This window comes from Kribbella sp. CA-294648, from assembly GCF_050943845.1.
GTDB lineage: Bacteria > Actinomycetota > Actinomycetes > Propionibacteriales > Kribbellaceae > Kribbella.
In genome coordinates this window covers 4,885,358-4,908,466 of the sequence record NZ_CP191981.1, presented here as the reverse complement: position 1 = coordinate 4,908,466, position 23,109 = coordinate 4,885,358, and the positions used below count along the sequence as shown (strand labels likewise).

24 protein-coding genes are annotated in these 23,109 nt (G+C 67.0%); 14 read left to right on the top strand and 10 right to left on the bottom strand.

Features of this window, described 5'->3' with window-relative positions; genetic code table 11:
* Positions 1 to 316 precede the first annotated feature (316 nt).
* Positions 317 to 715 carry a DUF3892 domain-containing protein gene (locus ACQPYM_RS23295; protein ID WP_433003454.1) on the top strand — a complete coding sequence of 133 codons (399 nt, stop codon included), beginning with the start codon at positions 317 to 319 and terminating at the stop codon, positions 713 to 715.
* An 82-nt stretch (positions 716 to 797) separates the two neighbouring features.
* Here the strand turns inward: ACQPYM_RS23295 and ACQPYM_RS23290 are convergent, their stop codons facing one another.
* From ACQPYM_RS23290 to ACQPYM_RS23275, 4 genes are all read right to left on the bottom strand, one after another.
* Positions 798 to 1,772 (bottom strand): MvdC/MvdD family ATP grasp protein, encoded by a 975-nt coding sequence (locus ACQPYM_RS23290; RefSeq protein ID WP_433003451.1) that lies wholly within the window; start codon positions 1,770 to 1,772, stop codon positions 798 to 800.
* 42 nt (positions 1,773 to 1,814) lie between these two features.
* Positions 1,815 to 2,279, bottom strand: coding sequence for a hypothetical protein (locus tag ACQPYM_RS23285; RefSeq protein WP_433003448.1), 465 nt, complete (start codon positions 2,277 to 2,279; stop codon positions 1,815 to 1,817).
* Between the two features lie 270 nt (positions 2,280 to 2,549).
* A complete protein-coding gene (locus tag ACQPYM_RS23280; protein ID WP_433003445.1) occupies positions 2,550 to 2,771 on the bottom strand; it encodes a hypothetical protein in 222 nt (73 codons plus the stop codon).
* Positions 2,761 to 3,021, bottom strand: coding sequence for a DUF4118 domain-containing protein (locus ACQPYM_RS23275; RefSeq protein WP_433003442.1), 261 nt, complete (start codon positions 3,019 to 3,021; stop codon positions 2,761 to 2,763). Before ACQPYM_RS23275 ends, ACQPYM_RS23280 begins: the two co-directional genes overlap by 11 nt.
* A gap of 234 nt (positions 3,022 to 3,255) precedes the next feature.
* Between ACQPYM_RS23275 and kdpF the strand changes: the two genes are divergently transcribed.
* From kdpF to ACQPYM_RS23235, 8 genes are all read left to right on the top strand, one after another.
* On the top strand, positions 3,256 to 3,345 hold the full coding sequence (gene kdpF, locus ACQPYM_RS23270; RefSeq protein WP_130442715.1) for a K(+)-transporting ATPase subunit F: 90 nt from the start codon (positions 3,256 to 3,258) through the stop codon (positions 3,343 to 3,345).
* Positions 3,345 to 5,006, top strand: coding sequence for a potassium-transporting ATPase subunit KdpA (kdpA, locus tag ACQPYM_RS23265; protein ID WP_433003439.1), 1,662 nt, complete (start codon positions 3,345 to 3,347; stop codon positions 5,004 to 5,006). Before kdpF ends, kdpA begins: the two co-directional genes overlap by 1 nt.
* A 77-nt stretch (positions 5,007 to 5,083) precedes the next feature.
* Positions 5,084 to 7,087 (top strand): potassium-transporting ATPase subunit KdpB, encoded by a 2,004-nt coding sequence (kdpB, locus tag ACQPYM_RS23260; RefSeq protein WP_433023367.1) that lies wholly within the window; start codon positions 5,084 to 5,086, stop codon positions 7,085 to 7,087.
* Positions 7,088 to 7,117: 30 nt separating this feature from the next.
* On the top strand, positions 7,118 to 7,765 hold the full coding sequence (gene kdpC, locus ACQPYM_RS23255; RefSeq protein WP_433003436.1) for a K(+)-transporting ATPase subunit C: 648 nt from the start codon (positions 7,118 to 7,120) through the stop codon (positions 7,763 to 7,765).
* A gap of 53 nt (positions 7,766 to 7,818) precedes the next feature.
* The gene (locus ACQPYM_RS23250; protein ID WP_433023365.1) at positions 7,819 to 10,368 is read left to right on the top strand and encodes a DUF4118 domain-containing protein; all 2,550 of its coding nucleotides are present in this window, start codon (positions 7,819 to 7,821) and stop codon (positions 10,366 to 10,368) included.
* Positions 10,365 to 11,042: a response regulator gene (locus tag ACQPYM_RS23245; RefSeq protein ID WP_433003434.1), complete on the top strand. Its 678-nt coding sequence runs from the start codon at positions 10,365 to 10,367 to the stop codon at positions 11,040 to 11,042. Before ACQPYM_RS23250 ends, ACQPYM_RS23245 begins: the two co-directional genes overlap by 4 nt.
* 27 nt (positions 11,043 to 11,069) lie before the next feature.
* Entirely contained in the window at positions 11,070 to 11,588 is a 519-nt protein-coding gene (locus ACQPYM_RS23240; protein ID WP_433003431.1) for a hypothetical protein, read from the top strand.
* A gap of 52 nt (positions 11,589 to 11,640) precedes the next feature.
* The gene (locus ACQPYM_RS23235) at positions 11,641 to 12,609 is read left to right on the top strand and encodes a DUF389 domain-containing protein (RefSeq protein WP_433023363.1); all 969 of its coding nucleotides are present in this window, start codon (positions 11,641 to 11,643) and stop codon (positions 12,607 to 12,609) included.
* A gap of 112 nt (positions 12,610 to 12,721) precedes the next feature.
* On the opposite strand, the gene ACQPYM_RS23230 is transcribed toward ACQPYM_RS23235, so the two are convergent.
* Positions 12,722 to 14,701: an amino acid transporter gene (locus tag ACQPYM_RS23230; protein WP_433003428.1), complete on the bottom strand. Its 1,980-nt coding sequence runs from the start codon at positions 14,699 to 14,701 to the stop codon at positions 12,722 to 12,724.
* 99 nt (positions 14,702 to 14,800) lie between these two features.
* Here ACQPYM_RS23230 and ACQPYM_RS23225 point away from each other — a divergent pair, with 99 nt between their 5' ends.
* Entirely contained in the window at positions 14,801 to 14,950 is a 150-nt protein-coding gene (locus tag ACQPYM_RS23225; RefSeq protein WP_433003425.1) for a hypothetical protein, read from the top strand.
* Between the two features lie 10 nt (positions 14,951 to 14,960).
* Here the strand turns inward: ACQPYM_RS23225 and ACQPYM_RS23220 are convergent, their stop codons facing one another.
* The 3 genes from ACQPYM_RS23220 to ACQPYM_RS23210 are packed head-to-tail and all read right to left on the bottom strand — an operon-like array spanning position 14,961 to position 16,976.
* A complete protein-coding gene (locus ACQPYM_RS23220; protein WP_433003422.1) occupies positions 14,961 to 15,701 on the bottom strand; it encodes an ABC transporter permease in 741 nt (246 codons plus the stop codon).
* Positions 15,702 to 15,712: 11 nt separating this feature from the next.
* Positions 15,713 to 16,429, bottom strand: a complete 717-nt coding sequence (locus ACQPYM_RS23215; RefSeq protein ID WP_433003420.1) for an ABC transporter ATP-binding protein — start codon at positions 16,427 to 16,429, stop codon at positions 15,713 to 15,715.
* Positions 16,422 to 16,976, bottom strand: a complete 555-nt coding sequence (locus ACQPYM_RS23210) for a TetR/AcrR family transcriptional regulator (RefSeq protein WP_433003417.1) — start codon at positions 16,974 to 16,976, stop codon at positions 16,422 to 16,424. Before ACQPYM_RS23210 ends, ACQPYM_RS23215 begins: the two co-directional genes overlap by 8 nt.
* 90 nt (positions 16,977 to 17,066) lie before the next feature.
* Between ACQPYM_RS23210 and ACQPYM_RS23205 the strand changes: the two genes are divergently transcribed.
* The 4 genes from ACQPYM_RS23205 (at position 17,067) to ACQPYM_RS23190 (ending at position 21,783) form a co-directional block, all read left to right on the top strand.
* Positions 17,067 to 17,708, top strand: coding sequence for a TetR family transcriptional regulator (locus tag ACQPYM_RS23205; RefSeq protein ID WP_433003414.1), 642 nt, complete (start codon positions 17,067 to 17,069; stop codon positions 17,706 to 17,708).
* 97 nt (positions 17,709 to 17,805) lie between these two features.
* Positions 17,806 to 18,714 carry an ATP-binding cassette domain-containing protein gene (locus ACQPYM_RS23200; protein WP_433003411.1) on the top strand — a complete coding sequence of 303 codons (909 nt, stop codon included), beginning with the start codon at positions 17,806 to 17,808 and terminating at the stop codon, positions 18,712 to 18,714.
* Positions 18,711 to 20,315, top strand: a complete 1,605-nt coding sequence (locus tag ACQPYM_RS23195) for an ABC transporter permease (RefSeq protein ID WP_433003408.1) — start codon at positions 18,711 to 18,713, stop codon at positions 20,313 to 20,315. Before ACQPYM_RS23200 ends, ACQPYM_RS23195 begins: the two co-directional genes overlap by 4 nt.
* Before the next feature lie 58 nt (positions 20,316 to 20,373).
* Positions 20,374 to 21,783: a PepSY-associated TM helix domain-containing protein gene (locus ACQPYM_RS23190; RefSeq protein WP_433003405.1), complete on the top strand. Its 1,410-nt coding sequence runs from the start codon at positions 20,374 to 20,376 to the stop codon at positions 21,781 to 21,783.
* On the opposite strand, the gene ACQPYM_RS23185 is transcribed toward ACQPYM_RS23190, so the two are convergent.
* A complete protein-coding gene (locus tag ACQPYM_RS23185; RefSeq protein ID WP_433003402.1) occupies positions 21,780 to 22,427 on the bottom strand; it encodes a vitamin K epoxide reductase family protein in 648 nt (215 codons plus the stop codon). The two genes, ACQPYM_RS23190 and ACQPYM_RS23185, sit on opposite strands and share 4 nt — an antisense overlap.
* Positions 22,411 to 23,082: a DsbA family protein gene (locus tag ACQPYM_RS23180; RefSeq protein WP_433003399.1), complete on the bottom strand. Its 672-nt coding sequence runs from the start codon at positions 23,080 to 23,082 to the stop codon at positions 22,411 to 22,413. Before ACQPYM_RS23180 ends, ACQPYM_RS23185 begins: the two co-directional genes overlap by 17 nt.
* Between the last annotated feature and the right edge of the window lie 27 nt (positions 23,083 to 23,109).

Sequence of the window (23,109 nt, the reverse complement as noted above, 5' to 3'; positions counted from 1 at the left end):
GGCGACGAAGTTGTAGCGCTTGTGGTGCCAAGACCCCGCGTCGAGAAGGAGCTTCCGGTGGCGCCAAGAGGCCCGGGCTAGTCGTGGGGGCTCAGGGCAACGAAAGGCCCGGCGAGGACTCGGCGCGCATCGGGCAACTCTGCGCGGACGGTCCTGCAACGCATCCAGACTTTGGTGATCGCTGATCCCGACCCGGGGTCACTATGACACTCCAGCCGGGCGGCGGGAGTGTCCGCTGGGTGGTCTGGCCCTTCCGGGTCGGCGAGGAGAGTGCCACGATGCGAGGGTTGGTATACCAGGAGGCGCGTGTCAGTCGATGAGCCTTGCTAGTTACTCGGCGGTGACGGTTACTGCGGTCGCTATGCTGCAGGAGCGCGATGACCTGCGTGGTATCGCTCGCGTTGAGTGGGCGGATCCTCACGGTGGGTTGGAAGACAGCTCGATCGAAGATCTCATCCGATGGCTCGACCAGGGTGCCGGCATCGCCTACGTCGGCGAGCCGGATGGGAGTCGTGGGCCGCGGATCCAGGTCGCCGGCGTGAGTCCGGACCGGTACATCCGGAGCAACCCGGACGACGAATCGGCCGACGCGCTGCTGACGTTGCCGCGGCTCGGTCCCATCGCACTCCCCGATCGAAGGTCCAGGTCCCGCCGGGCCGGTCGCCAACCAGGATGGCGCTGGAGCATCGGAAGGCGGCCCAGAGCGGCGATGTAGCTATACCGTCTTGGGTCAGCGCAGGAGATCCACTACTGCTACTCACCGGACGGAGTGTGGCAACGGCGCAGGGGCAGCGCTGCTACTTGTGGGGCTGCCGGGTTGGTTCGGCTCGGAGGAGGTGGGCGGTGAGGGCTGAGGTGATCGGTTGGCCAGATGAGTGCTCGACGTACAGGAACTGGCCGGCGGGATTGACCTCGAAGAACACGTAGCGGCCGTCGGGGGTGAGTCTCAGGTCGATGGCGCCGTACTCCAGGCCCAGCGTGTGCATGAGCCGGAAGATCGCCGCGGTCACGTCGTCGGGAAGAACGTGTGGTTTGTAGGCGATTCCCGGGTTGAAGCGAATGTCGACGGAGTAGCTCGCATCGTCCAGCGCCGCGGCTGCCGCGAAGAGTTGGTCGCCGATCACGGTGACCCGAAGGTCTGCGATCCCTTTGACCAACTCCTGAAAGAGGACCGGGGTGAGCTGAACGGCGTCGATCGCCGAGATGTCCTCGGGGAGTACCACCCGGGTTTCCCGCCAGGCGCCACGGGTTTGGCGAAACGGTTTCGAGACGACGTTTCCGGCATGGGTCTCCCAGAACGACGTGGCTGCTTCGGGATCGTTGGTGATCAACGTGTCCGGCAGGGTCAGTCCCGCTTCCCGCGCGGTCGCCAGTTGCCAGGGTTTGTGGGCGGCGGCAGTGTCGTTGACCGGATGATTGACCCACAGGCAGGTCGTTGCCTGCCAGATACCGGCCGCCGCCGTGCGGGTTTCACTCAACGCGAAGTGGCGTATCGCGGCGTCGGTGATCTCGGCAGAAATCCGGTACGACTGTGGGCGTCGCCACCAGATTGCGCTGACCTCTGCCAGGTCAAGGATCGCGCCGTCGGAAAAGCGCAGTTCGAAACGCGGGTCGCCGTTCCCGCCGGCGTCCCTGGGGTATCGAGCGGTCAAGGTGATGCGGGAAGGGAACAGCGACAGATCGAGGAGACGGCACCGCGCGCCCTGGTCGCTGAGCGCTTTCAGGACCACTTCGGCATGGCCGTCTCCCGGCGCCGAGCTGACGAGAATCATCGATCTGGTGAATCTTGCCCGCGGCGGCGCCGGTTCGGCAGCTCAGAACGGGAGCGTCTGGTCGACGGGGACATCGAAGAACGCATCCGTCGTCTCGCCGTCTCCCCACACATCCTTGATGAAGGCCGTCTCGACATCGAGGATCGCGGCGCTCATCTCGGCCCGCCGGAGTTGCGCCCGGATGGAAGCAGCCGACGCACGATGCGGGGTGGCCATCACAAACGGCACCCGTCCACCCTCGCCGGACCCCCGGCGGGCCGCGGCGTCGCGGACGGAGGCCGCGTTCAGCGTGATTCTGGTCTGTCCGCCGTCCAGCGGCTCGAATTCCACGACGGCGGCGACATCGAGCTCGAGTGTCCCGGATTCCGGGGAACTGAAGACGAACTTGCTGTCGTCCGCTGACCGTCGCACCTCGCCGGTCAGGATGATCTGTGCCGACCTGTCCGGTGCAAGCGGCGCGTCCTTCAGGTACTCGGCAAACGACCGGCCGGAACTGTCCGTACTCATCGCTCGATCATCTCCCCGTCAACGCGATGACATTCCCCTGAAACTCCAGAGTGCACCGGCACCCAGGGCTTGTCCACGGACGAGAAGACGGTGCCTTCGGCCAACTCGGCTCTCCACGTGCGCTTGCGAAGGCCGTGGTCGGTTGGGCGCCGCTGGTCGCAGTCACGGGATCAGCGGCGGACAGGTCGTCAAAGCCGATCCCGTACGTGCGGGCGGTGATCGCATAGTGCCAACCTCGATCATGCCTCTGGTCAGCACTGCTGGCACGGGCTAGTCGGGGCCGGTGAAGCGGGCGGCGATCTCGTCCTTGGCGAAGTCTGCGCCGTGCGAGCCGATTCGCAGTACCACCTCTGCACCGTCGGCAGTCAGCTCGAACGCCTGAGACCAGGCACCTGCCGCCAGCGGCCGCGGTTCGGTCGCACGCGCACCGAACACCGTGCGAACCAGTCGCCGTGCCAGCTCCGGTAACAAATCAGCAGCTTCAGCAGGCATCCCGAGGATGGTAAGGCTGAGTCAGGAAGAAGTCGAACCAGACCCCACCTGAGACCGCTGCGGCGAGTCCGGCTACCCGGATCCCCGTGCTGGCGGCTGCGACCACCACCAGCACGACGACGAGTACCTCGGTGGCGATGCTGAGCTCGTCGTGGAAGGCAGCCAGGAGCGCGCAGGTCGCCAGGGGTGTGGCGACTGCCGCCGTGATGACGGCCGTGCGGTGCCTCGCAACGCCTTCGGTCAGGTTCACCATTGCATTCAATCACCGGGAATCGGGCGTGGCTGTGAGAGTTGTGTGAGAAGTGCGCGAGTGGACGTGAGAGGTCTGCGAGAAGGCTGCTGACAGGTCAGCGGAGGGTGTCGAGTGGTCCCATGAGTTCTCTAGTCGAGGGGTGGGGCCGGTCATGAAGGATGTCGTGTACCTCGCCCTGTGTGTAGTCACGTTCGCGGTTGTCTGGTTCGCGCTGCGAGGGGTGGAGAAGCTGTGAGCGCCGAGAACATCGCCGGACTCGTGGTGGCCGCGGCGCTGGTGCTCTATCTCGTCGCCGCGCTGATCTTCCCCGAGAGGTTCTGATGTCCGACACCGCAGCCGGCCTGCTCCAGGTCGGCCTTCTCGTCGCGCTCCTGGCGGCCGTCTACCGGCCGCTGGGCGGGTACCTGGCCCACGTCTTCACCACGGACAAGGACTCCCGGATCGAGCGCGGCACCTACAAACTGCTGGGCGTCGACTCCAAGGCAGACCAGACCTGGTCGGTGTACGCGCGCTCGGTGCTCGCGTTCTCCTCTGTCGGCATCGTCTTCTTGTACCTGGTGCAGCGGCTGCAGAGTCATCTGCCGTTCTCCAACGGCCTGCCGAACGTGGAGCAGGGGCTGGCCTTCAACACCGCCGCCTCGTTCGTCGCGAACACCAACTGGCAGTCCTACTCGCCCGAGGTGACGATGGGCCACCTGGTCCAGTTCGCCGGCCTCGCGGTCCAGAACTTCGTCTCGGCGGCCGTCGGGATCACCGTCGCGATCGCGCTGATCCGCGGTTTCGCCCGGTCGAAGACGGACCGGCTCGGCAACTTCTGGGTCGATCTGATCCGGACCCTGCTCCGGATCTTGGTGCCGATAGCAATCATCGGCGGCCTGGCGCTGGTCGCGATGGGTGTCGTCCAGAACCTGTCCGGCGGTCATGAGGTCACCTCGGTCGTCGGCCAGACGCAGACGATCCCGGGTGGCGCGGTGGCGAGCCAGGAGGTCATCAAGGAGCTCGGTACCAACGGCGGCGGCTACTACAACGCCAACTCCGCCCATCCGTTCGAGAACCCCAACGGCCTCTCGAACCTGTTCGAGATCTTCATCCTGCTGCTCATCCCGGTCTGTCTCACCCGCACGTTCGGCCTGATGGTCAAGGACAAGCGGCAGGGCTACGCGATCCTCGGCGTGATGACGACCTTGTGGGCCGCGTTCACCTTCGCCGCCACGTTCTTCGAGAACCAGGGCGCCGGTACTGCGACCCAGGCAGCGGGGGCCGCGATGGAGGGCAAGGAGACCCGCTTCGGCGAGTGGGCGTCAGCCCTCTTCGCTTCCTCCACCACCGGTACTTCGACCGGAGCGGTCAACGCCGCGCACGACTCGTTCACCCCGTTGGGTGGCGGTACTGCGCTCTTCCACATGATGCTGGGCGAGGTCAGTCCCGGAGGCACGGGATCAGGTCTTTACGGGATGCTCGTGCTCGCAGTACTGGCTGTGTTCGTGGCTGGTCTGATGGTCGGCCGCACCCCGGAGTACCTGCGGAAGAAGATCACCGCACGGGAGATGAAGCTCGTCTCGCTGTACATCCTGGCGACGCCGACGCTCGTGCTGGTCGGGACCTCGCTGGCGATGGGTCTCGAGACGGCCCGGGCGTCGATCTTCAACACCGGCAGCCCGCACGGCTTCTCCGAAGTGCTGTACGCGTTCACCTCGGCCGGCAACAACAACGGCAGTGCCTTCGGTGGGCTGAGTGCCAACACGCCCTTCTACAACACGATTCTGGGCATCGTGATGCTGCTCGGCCGGTTCTTGCCCATGGTGCTGGTCCTGGCACTGGCCGGATCGTTTGCCCGGCAGCAACCTGTCCCCGTCAACGAAGGCACATTGCCCACTCACAAGGCCTTGTTCGTGGCGCTGCTCGTCGGCGTCGTCTTGATCGTCACCGGCCTGACTTACTTCCCCGCCCTCACTCTCGGACCCCTCGCGGAGGGACTGTGACCACTTTGACCAAGCCGCCCGTACCCCAGGCGGCGGTAACTCCCAAGAAGGCGGCCTCGGGGCTGTTCGATCCGAAGATGCTGTTGACCTCTCTGCCGGACGCTTTGCGCAAGCTCGATCCGCGGGTGATGGTGAAGAACCCGGTGATGTTCGTGGTCGAGGTCGGCGCGGTCGCGTCGACGATCCTCGCCGTCACCGACTCCAGCGTCTTCGTCTGGTGGATCGTGGTCTGGCTGTGGCTGACCGTGATCTTCGCGAACCTGGCCGAGGCGGTTGCCGAAGGCAGGGGCAAGGCCCAGGCCGCGACGCTGCGGCGGGCGAAGACCGAGACCACCGCTCGGAAGCTGTCCCCGGATCGGCTCAGCGAAGAGGAAGTGCCGGCTGCCTCGCTGCAACTCGGGGATCTGGTGGTCGTCGAGGCTGGGCAGATCATTCCCGGTGATGGTGACGTCGTCGAAGGTGTCGCCAGTGTGGACGAGTCGGCGATCACGGGCGAGTCGGCGCCGGTGATCCGGGAGTCCGGCGGTGACCGGAGTGCTGTGACCGGCGGTACGAAGGTGCTGTCGGACCGGATCGTCGTGAAGATCACCACCCGACCGGGGGAGAGCTTCATCGATCGGATGATCGCGCTGGTCGAGGGTGCTTCGCGGCAGAAGACGCCGAACGAGATCGCCCTGAACATCCTGCTCGCGAGCCTGACCATTGTCTTCCTGATGGCGACGGTGACCTTGCCGACTTTCGCGGCCTATGCCAAGGCGGACTTGAGCATTGTCGTTCTGGTCGCGTTGCTGGTCTGCCTGATCCCGACCACGATCGGTGCGTTGCTGTCGGCAATTGGTATCGCGGGCATGGACCGGCTGGTGCAGCGCAACGTCTTGGCGATGTCCGGCCGGGCGGTCGAGGCGGCCGGTGACGTGAACACGCTGCTGCTCGACAAGACCGGCACGATCACCTTGGGCAACCGGCAGGCGGCCGAGTTCATCCCTTTGGCCGGCGTGACCGAGACAGAGCTGGCCGATGCGGCCCAGTTGTCCAGTCTGGCCGACGAGACGCCCGAGGGCCGGTCGATCGTGGTGCTGGCGAAGTCGAAGTACGGGCTGCGGGAGCGGCACACCGGCGAGTTGCCGCAGGCAACGTTCGTGGAGTTCACCGCGCAGACGCGGATGAGCGGTGTCGACGTGGATGGCCGGCAGGTGCGCAAGGGCGCGGCCGGTGCGGTGAACAACTGGATCACCGCGCAGGGCGGTCGGAGCGATGTTGCGCTGGGCGAGGTCGTCGATGGCATCTCGGCTTCCGGTGGTACGCCGCTAGTGGTTGCTGACAGCAACGACGGGATGGCGCGGGCACTGGGTGTCATCCACCTGAAGGACGTGGTCAAGCCCGGCATGCGGGAACGGTTCGACCAGATGCGGGCCATGGGCATCCGGACCGTGATGATCACCGGCGACAACCAGCTCACCGCGAAGGCGATTGCCGAGGAGGCCGGGGTCGACGACTTCCTGGCCGAGGCGACGCCCGAGGACAAGATGGCGTTGATCAAGAAGGAGCAGGAGGGTGGCCGGCTGGTCGCGATGACCGGCGACGGGACCAACGACGCGCCGGCGCTCGCGCAGGCCGACGTCGGGGTCGCGATGAACAGTGGGACGTCGGCAGCGAAGGAGGCCGGCAACATGGTCGACCTCGACTCCAACCCGACCAAGCTGATCGAAATCGTTGAAATCGGCAAGCAGTTGCTGATCACCCGCGGATCGCTGACCACGTTCTCGATCGCGAACGACGTGGCCAAGTACTTCGCGATCCTGCCGGCCCTGTTCGCGACGGCGTACCCGGGCCTGGACAAGCTCAACATCATGCAGCTGCACTCACCGGAATCGGCGATCGTGTCGGCCATCGTGTTCAACGCGCTGGTGATCGTGGCGCTGGTACCGCTGGCGCTGCGCGGAGTGCAGTACAAGCCGTCCTCGGCGTCGGCGATGCTGCGGCGCAACCTGCTGATCTACGGCGTCGGCGGGCTGATCACGCCGTTCGTCGGGATCAAACTCCTCGATCTGCTGATCTCCCTCATCCCCGGAATCCGCTGACCGCCATGACGACCAGAAAGGCTCACAACAATGGCTAGCAATCTCCCCGGCTCCGTTCGGCAGTTCGGGGTGGCGATCCGGGCCATGGCGGTGCTGACCATCGCGCTGGGAATCGTCTACCCGCTGGCGATGACCGGTACGGCGCAGGCGCTGTTCCACGACAACGCGAACGGCTCCATCGTCCAGGTCAACGGCAAGGACGTCGGATCCGACCTGATCGGCCAGGCCTACACGAGGCAGGCGGTCAAGGACGGCAAGCCCGAGGTCGACGCCGACGGCGAACCGGTGATGGTGGCCGACCCGCTGTGGTTCCAGAGCAGGCCGTCCGCGGTCGGCTACGACGCCATGGGCAGCGCGGCATCGCAGTACGGGCCGAACAACGCCGACCTGCTGGCGCTGATCGAGGAACGCCGGAAGACGGTGGCCGCGCTCGAAGGTGTCGACCCGTCCCAGGTGCCGGCGGATGCCATCACGGCCAGCGGCAGCGGACTCGACCCACACATCAGCCCGGCGTACGCCGCGCTGCAGGTCAACCGGGTCGCCCGGGAGCGCGGCCTCGATGTGGCGAAGGTGCGACAGTTGGTCAAGGAGAACACCCAGGGCCGGACGCTGGGGTTCCTCGGTGAACCGCACGTCAACGTGGTGAAGCTCAACAGCGCGCTGGCCGCGCTGAACTGAGCCTGACAGAAACGATCGAGAGCATGAGCAGGAGTGGTCGCGGGCATCTGCGGATCTACCTCGGTGCGGCACCGGGGGTCGGCAAGACGTACAAGATGCTCGGTGAAGGGCAACGAAGAGTTGTCCGTGGTACGGATGTCGTGGTCGGGTTTGTGGAGACGCATGGCCGGGCCCACACCGACGCCATGCTCGACGGTCTCGAGGTGATGCCACGGCGCATCCTCGACCATCGCGGTGCGAGTTTCACCGAGATGGACCTGGATGGGCTGCTGGCGCGCCGTCCCGAGGTTGCCTTGGTCGACGAGTTGGCGCACACGAACGTCCCGGGCAGCCGCAACGAGAAGCGCTGGCAGGACATCGACGAGCTGCTCAGCGCCGGGATCGACGTCATCTCCACGGTGAACATCCAGCACCTGGAGTCGATCAACGACGTCGTCGAGAAGATCACCGGCGTACCGCAGCGCGAGACCGTGCCGGATCGGGTGGTCCGGGCGGCGGACCAGATCGAACTGGTGGACATGACGCCGGAGGCGCTGCGTCGCAGGATGGCCCACGGCAACGTCTACGCGGCGGACAAGATCGATGCTGCCCTAGGCAACTACTTCCGGGTCGGCAACCTGTCGGCTCTGCGTGAGCTCGCGTTGCTTTGGCTTGCCGACCGGGTCGATGCGGGTCTGCAGCAGTACCGCGCGGAGCATGAGATCGACTCGACTTGGGAGGCGCGAGAGCGGGTCGTCGTGGCGCTCACCGGCGGACCGGAAGGCGAGACTCTGATCCGTCGCGCCGCCCGGATCGCGGCTCGCTCGTCCGGCGGGGACCTGCTCGCCGTCCACATCACTCGCTCGGACGGACTCACCGGGGCGAACCCAACCGCTCTGGCCCAACAGCGCAGGCTCGTGGAGAGTCTCGGTGGCAGCTATCACCAGGTTGTCGGTGACGACGTCCCGGACGCGCTCCTGTCCTTCGCCCGCGCGGAGAACGCCACCCAGCTCGTGCTCGGCGGCAGCAGAAGGTCCCGACTTCTCGCGTTGCTCACCGGGCCCGGGATCGGCGCGACCACCATCCGGGACTCAGGCGACATCGACGTCCACATCGTCACTCACTCGGAGATCGGCCGCGGTCGGCTGCCGCGGCGGCAGGGGAGTCTGTCGCGCCGGCGGCTGATGTACGGCTTCGCGCTCGCTGTGCTGCTTCCGCCTTTGCTGGCTGTGATTCTGGACCTGGGTGGCGACACGCTCAACCTGACCAGCAACGTGCTCGCGTTCCTCTTCGCCGTCGTGGTGGTCGCCCTCGTCGGCGGGATGTGGCCGGCGCTGCTGACGGCGGTCGCCGGCACCGTGGTGCTGAACTATTTCTTCACCCCGCCGGTCCGGACCTTCACCATCGCCGAGCCGAACAACGCACTCGCGCTGGCGATCTTCATCCTGGTGGCAACCCTGGTGAGCTCGGTGGTCGACCGGGCGGCCCGGCGTACCAGGCAGGCGGCCCGGTCGACGGCGGAGTCGGAGACCCTGGCCACGCTGGCAGGCACTGTACTGCGAGGCGAGACCGCCCTGCCCGCGTTGCTGGAGCGAGTGCGGGAGGCGTTCGGGATGACGGGCGCGTGCCTGATGGAGCGGGTCGACGACGAGATGACCGAGCTCTGGCGACCGCTCGCTGGAGCCGGTACGCCGACCTGCCGGCGACCGGAGGACGGTGACGCGGAGATCCCGGCCCGTGACGATCTCGTGCTGGTGCTGCAGGGGCGACAGCTCGCCGCGGATGAGCGACGGCTGGTCGGCGCCTTCGCGGCCCACGCCGCGGCGCTGGTCGACCGTGCCCGGTTGAGTGAGGCCGCGGCGGAGGCCAAGCCGTTGGCCGAGGCCGACAAACTCCGTACTGCGTTGCTCCGAGCCGTCGGACACGACTTGCGCTCACCCCTGGCATCGGCCAAGGCGTCGGTGACCAGCCTGCGCAGTACGGATGTCGAGTGGACCGACGAGGAACGGGATGAACTCCTGGAGACTGCGGACGAGTCGCTGGACCGGCTCACTCGGCTGGTGGAGAACCTGCTCGACCTGAGTCGCCTGCAGGCCGGGGTACTGGCGGTCTTCACACGCCCGTTGGCGCTCGACGAGATCATGCCGGGTGCCCTGGCCGAGCTGGGGGATGCGGCCGGTGAGGTCACGGTGGACATTCCACCGACGTTGCCGCTGGTACAGGCCGATCCGGCGTTGCTCGACCGGGTGCTGGTGAATCTGCTCGCCAACGCTCTGCGGTACTCGCCGCCCGGACAGCCACCGCTCGTGACGGCGAGCGCCTTGGGAGACTTCGTGGAGATCAGAGTCGTGGATCGGGGACCGGGCATCCCGCAGCCCGATCGCGATCGGGTGTTCGCGCCGTTCCAGCGGCTGGGGGACACGGACAACACGACGGGAGTTGGACTCGGGCTGGCGTTGGCGCGCGGGCTGACCGAGGCGATGCGGGGGACGGTACAGCCGGAGGACACACCGGGCGGAGGCCTCACGATGGTCGTCTCGATCCCGAAAGCGTCGGGCCGGACCGATGACGATCCTGTGCCTGGTAGCCGGGAGCGGACCTCACGGACGGAGGAAGGCGCGTGACCCGGGTTCTGGTGGTCGATGACGAGCCACAGATCGTTCGTGCCCTGGAGATCAATCTGAAGGCGCGGGGGTACGAGGTGCACACGGCGGATCGGGGCTCGGCCGCGTTGTCGACAGCCGGTCAGTACCCGCCGGATCTGGTCATCCTCGATCTCGGCCTGCCCGACTTCGACGGTGTCGACGTGATCCGTGGACTCCGCGGCTGGACCATGGCGCCGATCCTGGTGCTGTCCGGACGCACCGACAGCACCGACAAGGTCGACGCGCTCGACGCGGGCGCGGACGACTACATGACCAAGCCGTTCGGCATCGACGAGCTGCTGGCCCGGCTCCGCGCAGTACTGCGGCGCAGCAACGCGGTCCCCGACGAGCCGGTCTTCTCGATCGGAGGCCTCCAGATCGACCTGGCCGCCAAGAAGGTGCGCGAGGCTGCCGGCGGTGACGTCCACCTGACCCCGACCGAGTGGCACCTACTCGAGGTCTTCGCCCGGCACCCGGGAAAGCTCCTGTCCCAGAACCAGTTGCTGACCGAAGTCTGGGGACTGGGATACGAGACGGCCAGCGGCAACCTTCGCTTCTACATGGCACAACTCCGCCGCAAGCTCGAAGCCGACCCCGCCCGCCCCCAACACCTCCTGACCGAACCAGGCATGGGCTACCGCTTCGAACCATGAGCCACCTGGGTACGGGAGGATGAGCGGATGAAAGAGGACGAGGAGTATGTGATGGACCCGGCGCATCTTGCTGAGGTCGAGGCGGCGGAGCGCATCAAGCAAGAGGCCGCGGATGCCGCCGCCGATCCCGCGACCCAGGGGGAATGGATCCGGCAGTCCAACCTGATCTACAGCGGGCTGGCGGCGGCCGGCCTGGTCATGGTGCAGCCGTTCCTTACCGAGAGCTCTCTCGATCTGTCGGCGACGATCTGCGTCGTCGCGTTCGCTGTCTCGATCCCGTTGCTCGCCGCGCTTCTGGTGCTGAATCGGCAGGAGGAGTTTCGTCGCCGGCCGAGCAGGTCACTAGCCGTCTCGGCGGCCAAGGCGATCGCGGAAGGTTCGGCGTTCACCGGCATCGCGGCAGGCTTCTGGCACATCTCGCCCATCGCGGGTATCACATTCCTGGTCGCGGGATGCGTCGCGGTCGGAGTGCACTCGTCCGGCTACGTCCACCTTGAGTACGACTCGAAGTTCCGCTCGCGATTCCGTCCCCGCAAGCCACACTGAGGTTCGGGGCCCTCACCACGCACCTGTCAGCGTCGGCGATGATAGGCAGGTGATGCATCTGCGGCTCATCGTGCCTTGCGACCGTACCGACCTGATCGTGAAGGCGCTGGTCGGTGACGACAGGGCCACCAACATCGTCGTACTGCCTGGGGCTGCCAAGCGGCCTGCCGGGGACGTCGTGCATTGCGATGTCACTCGGGAGGCAACCTCCGACATCCTCGCCCAGCTGAAAGCGGACGGGATCTACGAGGACGGAGCCGTTGCGCTCTCCGCGGTCGATGCGTCGCCATCACGCAACGCCTGGGAGACCGAACAAGCCGCGCCGGGGGCACCAGACGACGCCGTGGTGTGGGACGCGGTCGTGGACCAGGGGTACTCCGAGGCGCGGGGCTCATGGGCGTTCTACGCATTCTTGACCTTGGCAACGGTGATCGCGGCGGTCGCCGTCATCACCGACTCCGCGATTCTGGTCGTGGGTGCGATGGTGGTGGGGCCGGAGTTCGGAGTAGTCGCGGCGCTCGCTCTTGGCATCGCCTTGCGTAAGGGCGGTTTGACCTGGCGGGCGCTGACGCTGCTTGCCAAGGGCTTCCTGCTGGCGATCGCCCTCACCGTGGTGGCCGCCCTGGTGGCCAGGGCAGTGGGCTGGATCGATGCGAGTGACGTGACTGCGGCTCGTCCGCTGACCGGCTTCATCTGGCGCCCTGACAAGTGGTCTGCAGTGGTGGCCGTGCTGGCCGGATGTGCCGGAGTACTGTCGCAGACCGCGGGTCGCTCCAACGCGCTGGTGGGTGTCTTCATCTCGGTCACCACCGTTCCGGCCGCGGGTGACCTGGCGCTTTCGCTGGCGGTGTGGGCGCCGCAGCAGATCGGCGGCTCAGCCGCCCAGCTCGGTATCAACCTCGCGGGCATGACCTGCGCGGGCGTCGCAACCTTGGTCCTGCAACGAGTCCTGTGGGCCTGGCTGACCAAACGCAGAACCCCTACCGCTGCGGCAGGGCTGGCTGCGGATCCACGAGGATGACCTGCGCGAGTTGCTCGCGCAGGTCGGAGTCCACGTGATTCAGTTCGATCCACTACTGGTCGGCCCGGACGTTGGCGCGCCTGCCGGAGTACTGCATCACGTTGTTCGACCGTCAGCCGACGTGGATGCCGGGGCGCTGGGCCGGGTCTGGTTCGTGTTGCCGGATGATCTCGCGGACGACGGGGGCGGTGTCGCCGCGGCCGAGGATGAGGTAGCGCAGGAGGTGGGTCAGTGGGTTGCCTTCGGACCATTCGAAGTGGCAGTGGGGCCGTATGCCGGTGGTGTCGCGGAGGGTGAGCAGGATTGCGGCGATGGCGTTGGGGGCGGCGGGGCTTTGGGCTCGGAGGATGCGGTGGCTGTCGATGTCGATGCCTTCGACGCGGAGTACGTCGCTGAAGGTGGAGGGGTCGACGACGTCGATTTCGAGGAACATCACGTCGGCGTGGCCGGGGACGGGGTCCATGGCGCGGACCTCGGCTTCCTTGGCGGTGTATTCGGCGGCGTCGCCGGCTTGGCGGCGGTTGGCGATCAGGTTGAGGGCGCCGTCGTTGCGGATGGAGTCGGTGATGAATTGGCGGGCGGTGTCGTCGAACTCGATCCGGTCGGCGCGCAGTTCGGTGGTGCGGGAGATCCGGGAGATCAGTGAGACGGTGATGATGCCGGCGATGAACAGGCCGGAGATGGCGATGCCGTCGGGTTTCTCGCGGATGTTCTCGGCCAGGGCGTAGAGCAGGATCAGGGTGAGCACGGTGAACGCGATGGTTGCCTTGCGCTGCCGGCGGTGTCCGGCGGAGATGGCGACGGCGACGGCTCCGGAGACCATCATGGCGAGGATTCCGGTTGCGTAGGCGCCGGCCTGGGCGTCGACGTCGGCGCCGAAGGCGATGGTGATCGCGATGCTGATGGCGGTGTAGACGAGCACGACCGGGCGTACTGCGCGGCCCCATTCCGGCGCCATGCCGTAGGTGGGGAGGTAGCGCGGGACGATGTTGATCAGTCCGGCCATGGCCGAGGCGCCGGCGAACCACAGGATCAGGATGCTGCTGATGTCGTAGGCGGTGCCGAAGAGTTCGCCGAGGTGTTCGTGGGCGAGGTAGGCCATCGCGCGGCCGTTCGCTTCGCCGCCTGGTTTGAACTCGTCGGCCGGGATGAGCACGGTGGTGATGAAGCTGGTGGCGAGCAGGTAGACGCTCATGATGAGGGCGGCGGCGGTGAGTAGCTTCTTGGTGTTGCGGATCCGGTTGGCCAGGCGTTGCTTCGCGTCCTCGCCGTCGGAGGCGACCAGCGGCATCATGCTGACGCCGGTCTCGAACCCGGACATCCCCAGAACGAGGAGGGGGAACGCGACGATGGCCGGGCCGACGATGCCGCCGAACCCGCCGCCGCCCTCGGTGAGCGCGTCGATCCACTGGGAGAAGGCGCCGGCGCCCGTTGCGACGTCGTACAGGCCGACACCGACGACGGCCGCGTTGAGTGCCAGGAAGATCGCCACCAACGGGATGGCGACGCCGACGGCTTCGCTGAAGCCGAGCAGGAAGACGCCGCCGAGGATCAGCAGCAGTACGACCGTGACTGCGACCTCTTGCCCGTGCAGGAAGTCCGGGGTGTAGGGGTTTTCGAGCAGGTGGACGGTCGCATCGGCCGAGGACAGCGTGATGGTGATGATCCAGGACGTCGCCACGAAGCCCAGCAGGACCAGGACGAAGATCTTGCCGCGCCAGAACGGCAGCAGGTTCTCGAGCATGGCGATCGAGCCCTGACCGTGCGGGCTCTCCTTGGCCACCCGCCGGTACATCGGCAACATGCCGAGCAGCGTCAGGGCAACAATGAGCAAGGTGGCCAGTGGGGACAGCGCGCCGGCGGCGAGGGCTGCGATCCCGGGCAGGTAGGACAGCGTGGAGAAGTAGTCGACCCCGGTCAGGCACATCACCTTCCACCAGGCCTGCGGCGGCGCGTGTCCCTCGCTCGCCTCGGGTCCGACCGGCTGCACCTGGTGCTGCAGAAGCCAGCCCGTCAGCCCACGGCCACCGGCCGATTCCTCCTGCGGCCCCTTGACGGTGGCAGGCACGACGTACTCGTCTGGAGAGATCACGCGTGCCAGAATGCATCCGCCTCAGGGTCTTCGTCGAATCGGTGTTAGAACCCTGTGAGAAAGTCTCAAACCCCTGTAAACCGGGGATAAAATCTGTCGGTGCCCACAGGACTGTTGCTCTGGATCGTGGCCGTGGCCGCCACCATCGCGGGCTTGATCTCAGTCCTGCGTTTCCGCATCGTTCTCGGCGCTCTCCTCATCGCGACCGGCATGGCGCTAGGTCTGGTCAGTGCCCGGTACCTGAACTGAGCGAGACCTCTCAGCGGTCGAGTTGGAGCTTCTGCCAGGAGAGCATCGCCAGTACTGCGCTGCCGGCCGCGATCGGAATCACCAAGGCGAGTCGGGCGGCGGTGACGTCGGTGCCACCGCTGATCGCCCAGAGGGCTGGGATCGAGAACGGTAGCCATCGGCCTGCTCCGGCTACTACGGCGATCTGGGACAGGACGAGGAGGCCGACGGCGACGGCGATGCCGGCCAGGATCGATCTGCCGATGGTGGCGGCCCAGGCGACGGGGAGGGCGATGATACCGGTGAGGACGAGGAGGACGAACTGGCGGCCCAGCGCTGGTACTGCCGCCGCGGGGATCGGGCCGAGTCCGAACGCCAGGCCGAACACGAGCAGGGCAGTAAGCAACGCGATACTGCAGATCGTCAACCAGGTAAGGTAGATCAGCAGTTTGGCAGCGGCGATGGTCGGACGGGAGATCGGGATGGCGAACAGTCCGGTGATGGTGCCGTCGGCGAACTCGCGGCCGAAGATCCAGCTCAGCACCACTCCGCAGCCGAGCAGACCGCCGGCTGAGGTCACCTGCGCGGCGACGGTCAGGTAGCCGGCCCAGCCACCCGGGTCGATCAGTGGGCCGAGCTTCGCGGCGATCTGTGGATCGGCGGTGTTGGTTGCCAGCAGCATCGATGAGCAGATCAGGCTGATGCCGAGCACCAGGATGACCGTGGTCGCTCGCGCCACCGTTGCCCGGCTGAGCTTGACCAGTTCCGTCACCAGCGCGGGCGTCAAGACCTGGCCTCGTGGTCAGCGTGGACCAAGGCGAAGAAGGAGCGCTCGATGTCCACGCCGTGAGGGTCGAGGGTGCCGATGATCCGGCCGGCGTTCAGGACCGGGATGTGATCGGCGATCCGCGCGACCTCGTCGAGATGGTGGCTGCTGACCAGGACGCCGGCTCCGGCCGCTGCCCGCCGCGCGATTGCCTCGCGCAACAGGATCACGCCCGACGGATCGAGGGAGTTGGTCGGCTCGTCGAGGACGATCAGCTCCGAGTCGTGTTGCAGCGCCGATGCGAGGCCGAGTCGTTGCCGGTTGCCCAGGGAGAGTTTCCCGGCCCTTCGGTCGGCGTACTGGGTGAGCCGGAGCTCGGTGATGATCGACTCGACCATTCCGCCGATCCGGGCCGCGGGGATGCGATGCAGCCTTGCGTTGAGGGTGAGGTTCTGCCGGCAGGTGAGTTCTCGATAGGCCAGCGGGTACTCGACCAGGTGGCCGACCTTCGCCCAGTTGGCGCGGTTCAGTGGCTGTCCGGCGATCGTGACGGTGCCGGCGGAAGGTTTCAGCATTCCCAGCAGGAGGCGCATCAAGGTGGATTTGCCGGCGCCGTTCAGTCCGACCAGCGCGTGGATCTCGCCAGGGGCGATTCGCAGATCAGCGCCCCGTACGCCGGTGCCGTCGTCGAAGGTACGGGCCAAGCCGGAGGCCTCGAGTGCGTATTCAGCCATGGCGATTCACCAGGACGTCCAGGGCGGTGTTGATCGCCTGCCCCAGTTCCTCGTCCTCGGCCAGGCTCCACTCGAGCAAGGCGGTATTGAGTGCGGCCATCACTGCGCTGGCCGCGATGGCGGCTTCGCGTTGTGCTGTTCCGCCGTCGACGAGCGCCTCGGTGATCACTGCCTCGGTCGCGGCCGTGCCGCTGGTCATGGCTGCCCGCAGCGAGGGGGTCTGGGCGACAATCCGGAGCCGGCTTCGTACTTCGATGCTCGCCGGTGTGGGAAGCTGCTGCCACGCGGAGCGGATGCCCTGGGCGGCGCGGCTGATCGGATCCAGACTCGAGGACTGGTCGCGGATCGCCGTACCGATCACCGGATCGTAGGGATCGCCGATGAGCAGGCTGGCCTTGGTCGGGAAGTGCCGGAAGAAGGTCATCTCCGTGACTCCGGCCCGGGCGGCGATCTGGCCGGCGCTGGTGCCGTCATAGCCCTGCTCGACGAACAACTCCAAAGCCACCGCGAGCAGCCGCTCGCGGGTCCGTTCGGTTTTCGACGCCACAGCAAAATGTTAGCCACCAACATTCTGCTTGGCAAGCGTGCGGCATCCGCGGACTTGCGCTCGCATTGAACAGGCGTTTAATCTTTGAACATGCGTTCAACGTCCGAGCGAATCCGGGATGCCGCCGTCGCGCGGTTCGGTCGAGACGGATTTTCTGCCGGGCTGCGCACGATCGCCGCGGACGCGGGGGTGACCGCTGGGCTGGTGGTCCATCACTTCGGTTCCAAGGAAGGACTGCGGCAGGCCTGCGACGACTACGTGCTGGGCGTCATCCGATCTGAGAAGATGCGCGCCACCACGTCCGGGAACGCGACCGGGATGCTCGCGCAGCTGGCTGAGATCGAGCAGTACGGGCCGCTGGCGCTGTACGCCGTACGGAGCATGCAGGCCGGCGGCGAACTTGCGACCAGTTTCGTCGAGCACATGGTCCACGACGCCGAGGAGTATCTGGCCGCCGGAGTGGAGGCGGGCACGATCCGCCCGAGCCGCGACCCGGCCGGCCGGGCGCGGTACCTGACGTTCCAGGGCATGGGTTCGCTGATGCTGTGGATCTCGCTGCATCCGGAGATGGTGTCGGTCGACGACTTCCGTTCGGCGTTGCGGGAGATCTCCGACCAGATCACCTTGCCGGCGCTGGAACTGTTCACCGAAGGGCTGTTCGTCGACCGCACGATGCTGGACAGCTATCTGATGTACGTCCCTGATCCGCCCGGCGGCCCGGCCGTTCCGTAGCGGAGACGCGCTCACCTGTCAGCAGGGGAGTGCCCTGATCAGACGACATCACGCCGGGCCCTCAGGTTGCCCGGAATCAGCAGAATGAGGATCAGCGATGAGCGCTGCCCTGGAAATCCAGCAACTCCACAAGTCCTTCGGTCAGGTGAAGGCTCTCGACGGGCTTGACCTGTCCGTGCAGACCGGTCAGGTGACCGGCTTCCTCGGCCCCAACGGTGCCGGGAAATCGACCGCCATCCGGGTCCTGCTCGGCTTGTTGCGGCCCGACTCGGGCTCGGTCGAGGTACTCGGTAAGCACCCCTGGAACGACGCCGTCGAGCTCCACCGCCGGCTGGCCTACGTGCCGGGCGACGTCAGTCTGTGGCCCAACCTGACCGGCGGCGAGGCGATCGATCTGCTCTGCCGCCTCCGGGGCGGTGCGGACAAGACGCGCAAGGCCGAACTGCTGGGCCGGTTCGAGCTGGATCCGACCAAGAAGGGCCGGACCTACAGCAAGGGCAACCGGCAGAAGGTGGCCCTGGTCGCGGCGCTGGCCGCCGACGTCGAGTTGCTCGTTCTCGACGAGCCGACGTCCGGTCTCGACCCGCTGATGGAGACGGTCTTCCAGGACTGCATCGCCGAGGCCAAAGCGGCCGGGCGATCCGTGCTGCTGTCCAGCCACATCCTGGCCGAGGTCGAGAAACTCTGCGACAGCGTGACGATCATCCGGTCCGGACGGGCCGTCCAGTCGGGGACGCTCACCGAACTGCGCCACTTGACCCGAACCACCATCACTGCCTCGATCGACGGCTCGCCCGACCGGCTCGCCCAGTTGCCAGGCGTCCACGACTTCGTGGCCGACCAGGGAATCGTCACGTTCGATGTCGACCACCACCAGATGGCCGCCGTCGTCCAGGCCCTCGGCGCCCTCGGGGTACGCACCCTGAACAGCGCGCCGCCCTCGCTCGAGCAGCTGTTCCTGCGTCAGTACGGCGACGACCTGGTCGCGCAGGAGGTGTCGGCATGAGCCGGGAAAGCCTCACCGCGACACGCGAGTTGGTCCGGTTCGCGCTTCGCAGGGACCGGCTCAAGCTGCCGATCTGGGTCGGCGGGATCGGGCTCGGCATGCTGTACGCCGTGTCCGCGCTCCCGGCGGCGTACAAGACTCCGGAGGAGCGGCAGGTGCGGGCCGAGCTGATGGACTCGCCCGCCGCGACGATGATGTCCGGCCCTGGCTACGGTCTCGACAACTACACGCTCGGCGCCATGATCACCAACGAAATGGTGCTGTGGCTCGCCGTCCCGGCCGCCATGATGAGCATCTTCCTGGTCACCCGTCACACCCGCGCCGAGGAAGAGACAGGTCGTGCCGAGCTGATCCGGTCGGCTGTGGTCGGCCGGTACGCCGCACCGCTGGCCGCCCTCATCGTCGCGGTCATCGCGAACGTCGGTGTCGCGATCCTGACCGCGTTGGCGATGATGTCGGGGGATCTCGCGGTTGCGGACTCGTTCGCGGTCGGTGCCGGTCTGGGAATGACCGGGCTCGCCTTCGCCGGAGTCGCGACCGTGACAGCCCAGCTCACCGAGCACGCCCGGTCAGCATCAAGCCTGGCAATGGCAGTCGTCGGTACTGCGTTCCTCCTGCGCGCGATCGGTGACGCCGCCGAACCCGGTGGCAGCCCGGTGTCGTGGTTCTCGCCGCTGGCGTGGACCCAGCAGATGCGCCCGTTCGTGGACGTGCGCTGGTGGCCGCTGCTCCTGTCAGGTCTGGTGCTGCTGGCAACCATCGCCGCGGCGTATGCGCTGTCGGGCCGACGCGACGTCGCTGCGGGACTGCTCCCTGCGAGGCTTGGCCGGGCGGGGGCGTCGGCATCGCTGTCGACGCCGTTCGGGCTGGCTTTCCGCCAGCAGCGTGCTTCGGTCATCGGGTGGGGGACAGGGCTGTTCATCTTCGCCGTCGCCAGTGGGTCGCTGAGCGACTCGGTCAGCGAAGCGGTCGCCGAAAATCCCCAAATGGGCGAGGTCTTCGCCGCCAACGGACAAGACCCCACCGACGGCTTCTACGCCACGATGGCGTTGTTCTTCGCCCTTCTGATCGCAGCATTCGCGGTGACTTCGGTACTGCGGCTGCGGTCCGAGGAGCGCAACGGTCACACCGAAGCCGTCCTCGCAACGGCCGTCAGCCGCGGCCGGTGGATCTCGGCCTGGCTGATCTTCACCGTCCTCGCGTCGGCCTTCTTGCTCGCGGTGAGTGGCCTCGGCGTCGGACTCGGCGCAGTCGGCGGTGCCGCCGGCGCCGCCGTCATCGGCGAGGTGACCGTCGCCACGATCGCCTTCCTGCCCGCCGTACTCGTCATCATCGGCGTCGCGGCAGCGCTCTTCGGAATCCGCCCAGGATGGTCCGTCTGGAGCTGGCTCCTGGTCGGCTACGCCTTCTTCTTCGGCATGTTCGGCGCACTCCTCGACCTGCCGGACCTCATCGCCGACATCTCCCCGTTCAACCACCTCACCGTCATGCCCCTGGCAAACCTGGAAGCAGTCCCACTGGCCGCACTGGCCATCATCGCCGCAGCCCTACTCACCATCGGTCGGGCCCTGTTCCAGCACCGAGATCTCGACGTCGGTTGACTTCGGCCGCCGCCCGGAGGTCAGGAACTGTGGCGGCGGGTCGGACGTTTGGGGGGTCGTGACATCTGTGGAGCAGACCGAGGCCGGGCGGCAGTCGCGTGAGCGGCATCAGAATCGGGGTACGGGCTTGTTCCGTGCGTTCTGGCGTTGGCATTTCTACGCCAGCTTCCTGGTGATTCCGGTGGTGGTGCTGCTGGCGACGACCGGGCTGATCTACCTCTTCCGGTTTCAGATTGAGCCTGCGTTGCATGCCGACGTGATGAAGGTGGAGCAGCCGGCTGGGCTGCGGGCTCAGCCGTACGCGGCGCAGGTCGACGCGGTGGCGCAGTCGTTTCGGGAGGCGACGATTGTCTCGATGACTGAGCCGTCCGGGCCGGATCGGTCGACGGTGTTCTCGGTCGACACGGCGGCTGGGCCGCGGGATGTGTTCGTTGATCCGTACGAAGCCGTGGTGCTCGGATCGCTGAATCCTGACACCACCTTGTCCGGTGCCGCGATCCTGTTGCACGGCGAACTGATGATGGGCCGGGTGGGCGACTTCGTGATCGAGGTCGCCGCGTGCTGGGCGATCGTGATGGCACTGACCGGCTACTACCTGTTCTTCAAGGGACGGGTCGCGAGGGCACGGCGACGGGCGGCCGGCGCCGCGGGCGCAGTACTGAGGTCGCGGCACGGCCGTACCGGCGCGATCCTGGGTGTCGGGCTGTTGTTCCTGATCGTGTCCGGGCTGCCCTGGACCGGGTTCTGGGGCGAGAAGACCCAACAGATTGCCACCAGCCAGGGAAGTTCGCTGTGGAGCGAGGACCATGGTGCCCTGTCGGACCCGACGTCGACCCTGGACGAATCCCTGCCACACAGCCACAACGTCCCGTGGGGTCTGGGGGAGAACCAGGTGCCCAGGTCCGATCCGTCCGGCAAGGGCCGGTCGGTGGCCACCGTCGACACCGCGATCGAGGTCGGGCAACGCAACGGTCTGCGCCACCCGATGACGATCGCCCTTCCCGACGGCGACGCGGGCGTCTACTCCGCCATCGGCTACGCCTTCCAGGACCCGGGCAAGGAACGCACGGTGCACGTCGACCGGTACGGCGGCCGCGTGGTGTCGACCTACGGCTATGGCGACTACCCGAAGCTGGCCAAGGTCGTTGCCCAAGGCATCGCCCTGCACGAAGGACGGCGCCTTGGCCTGGTCAACTTCTGGGCGACCGCCGTGTTCTGCGCCGGCGTTGTCTTCATGGCCGTCAGTGGGCCGTTGATGTGGTGGCGCCGCCGTCCGAGCGGTCCCGCGGTCGGCGCTCCCCGCGGCCGGCTCCCGCTGCGCGCCACCCCCGTACTGGCTGTGCTGGTCGTCGCGCTCGCCGTGTTCCTGCCACTGTTCGGAATCACCCTGGCGGCCGTCCTGCTGCTCGACCTACTCGTACTGCGACGCGTACCCAGGCTGCGCGCGTGGTTCAACGTCACGCCCTAGGTGAGGGTTCGCCAGTAGGACCAGAACTGCTCGCCGATCAGTGTGAGCAGTGCGACGGTCCAGATCGTCAGGGGCACGGCGTGCAAGCGGGTGCCCAGGGCAACGACCCGCCTCGAGCTACCGGTGGTGGGCAGGTGGCCGCGGTTGAGGTTGTGGAGGGTGACGTACCAGAAGATGGGGATGGTCACTGCCCAGACCGCCATGCAGTAGGGGCACAGCGCCTGGATCCGGTACAGGCTTTGGAAGATCAGCCAGTGCACGAACACGACCCCGAACGTCACGCCCGCCTGGAGGCCGAGCCAGAACCAGCGGTGGAAGGTGGCGCCGGCCAGGAGGGCGGCGCCGATTGTGGTGACGATGGCGAACCCGGCGATGCCGAGCAGGGGGTTGGGGAATCCGAAGGCTTCGGCTTGGGGTTTGGTCATCACTGACCCGCACGACAGGATCGGGTTGATGCTGCACGACGGGATGTAGGCCGGGTCGCGCAGCAGGGCGATCTTTTCGACGGTCAGCACGCCGGCGGCGATCAGGCCGATGGCGCCGCCGACCAGCAGCAGCCAGGGCAGCAGCTTGGGAAACGGGGTGCGGGCGGCGCCGGCCGGTACCGGCGCCGTCGTGACGTGGCGGCTACTTGAGGGCGGCATCGATGCTCGCGGTGAGGTCCTGGGCCGATTCGGGCTGGAGCTTCTGGCCGTTGAGGAAGAACGTCGGCGTGCCGGTGACGCCGAGGGCTTCACCGTCGGCGATGTCGCGCTTGATCCGCTCCAGCGTGGCCGGGTCGTTGTAGGCTTTCTCCCAGGCGACCAGATCGAGTCCGAGGTCCTTGGCGAAGCCGCGGAACCGGTCGTCGGCGGGGACTCGCTGCTCGCCCCACTCACCTTGGGTCTCGTACATCTTCTGGTACATCTGCTCGAACTTGCCTTGTTGCGAAGCGGCCTCGACCGCGCGGGCGGCGCGTTCGGCGTTGAAGTGGCCCGGCAGTGGGAAGTACCGGACCACGAACGTCACCTTGCCGGCGTACTCCTTGCGCAGTTGTTCGACGGCCGGGAACGCCGCACGGCAGGACTCGCACTCGAAGTCGAGAAACTCGACGAAGGTTGCCTTGCCGTCGGGCGCGGTGCCGAGTTTGTGGCTGTCGGGCCGCACCAGGCGTTCGTGCCGGTCCACGTCCGGGGTTGTTCCGGAGGTGGTGGGCGCGGTGGAGTCGGAGTTGTTGGTGGCGTTGATGGCGAGCAAGGCGCCGGCCACCACGACGAACGCGGCGGCGATGCCGATCGATATCCGTGCGTTGGTGTTCATTCTGGTCCTCGATTCAGGTACTGGAGG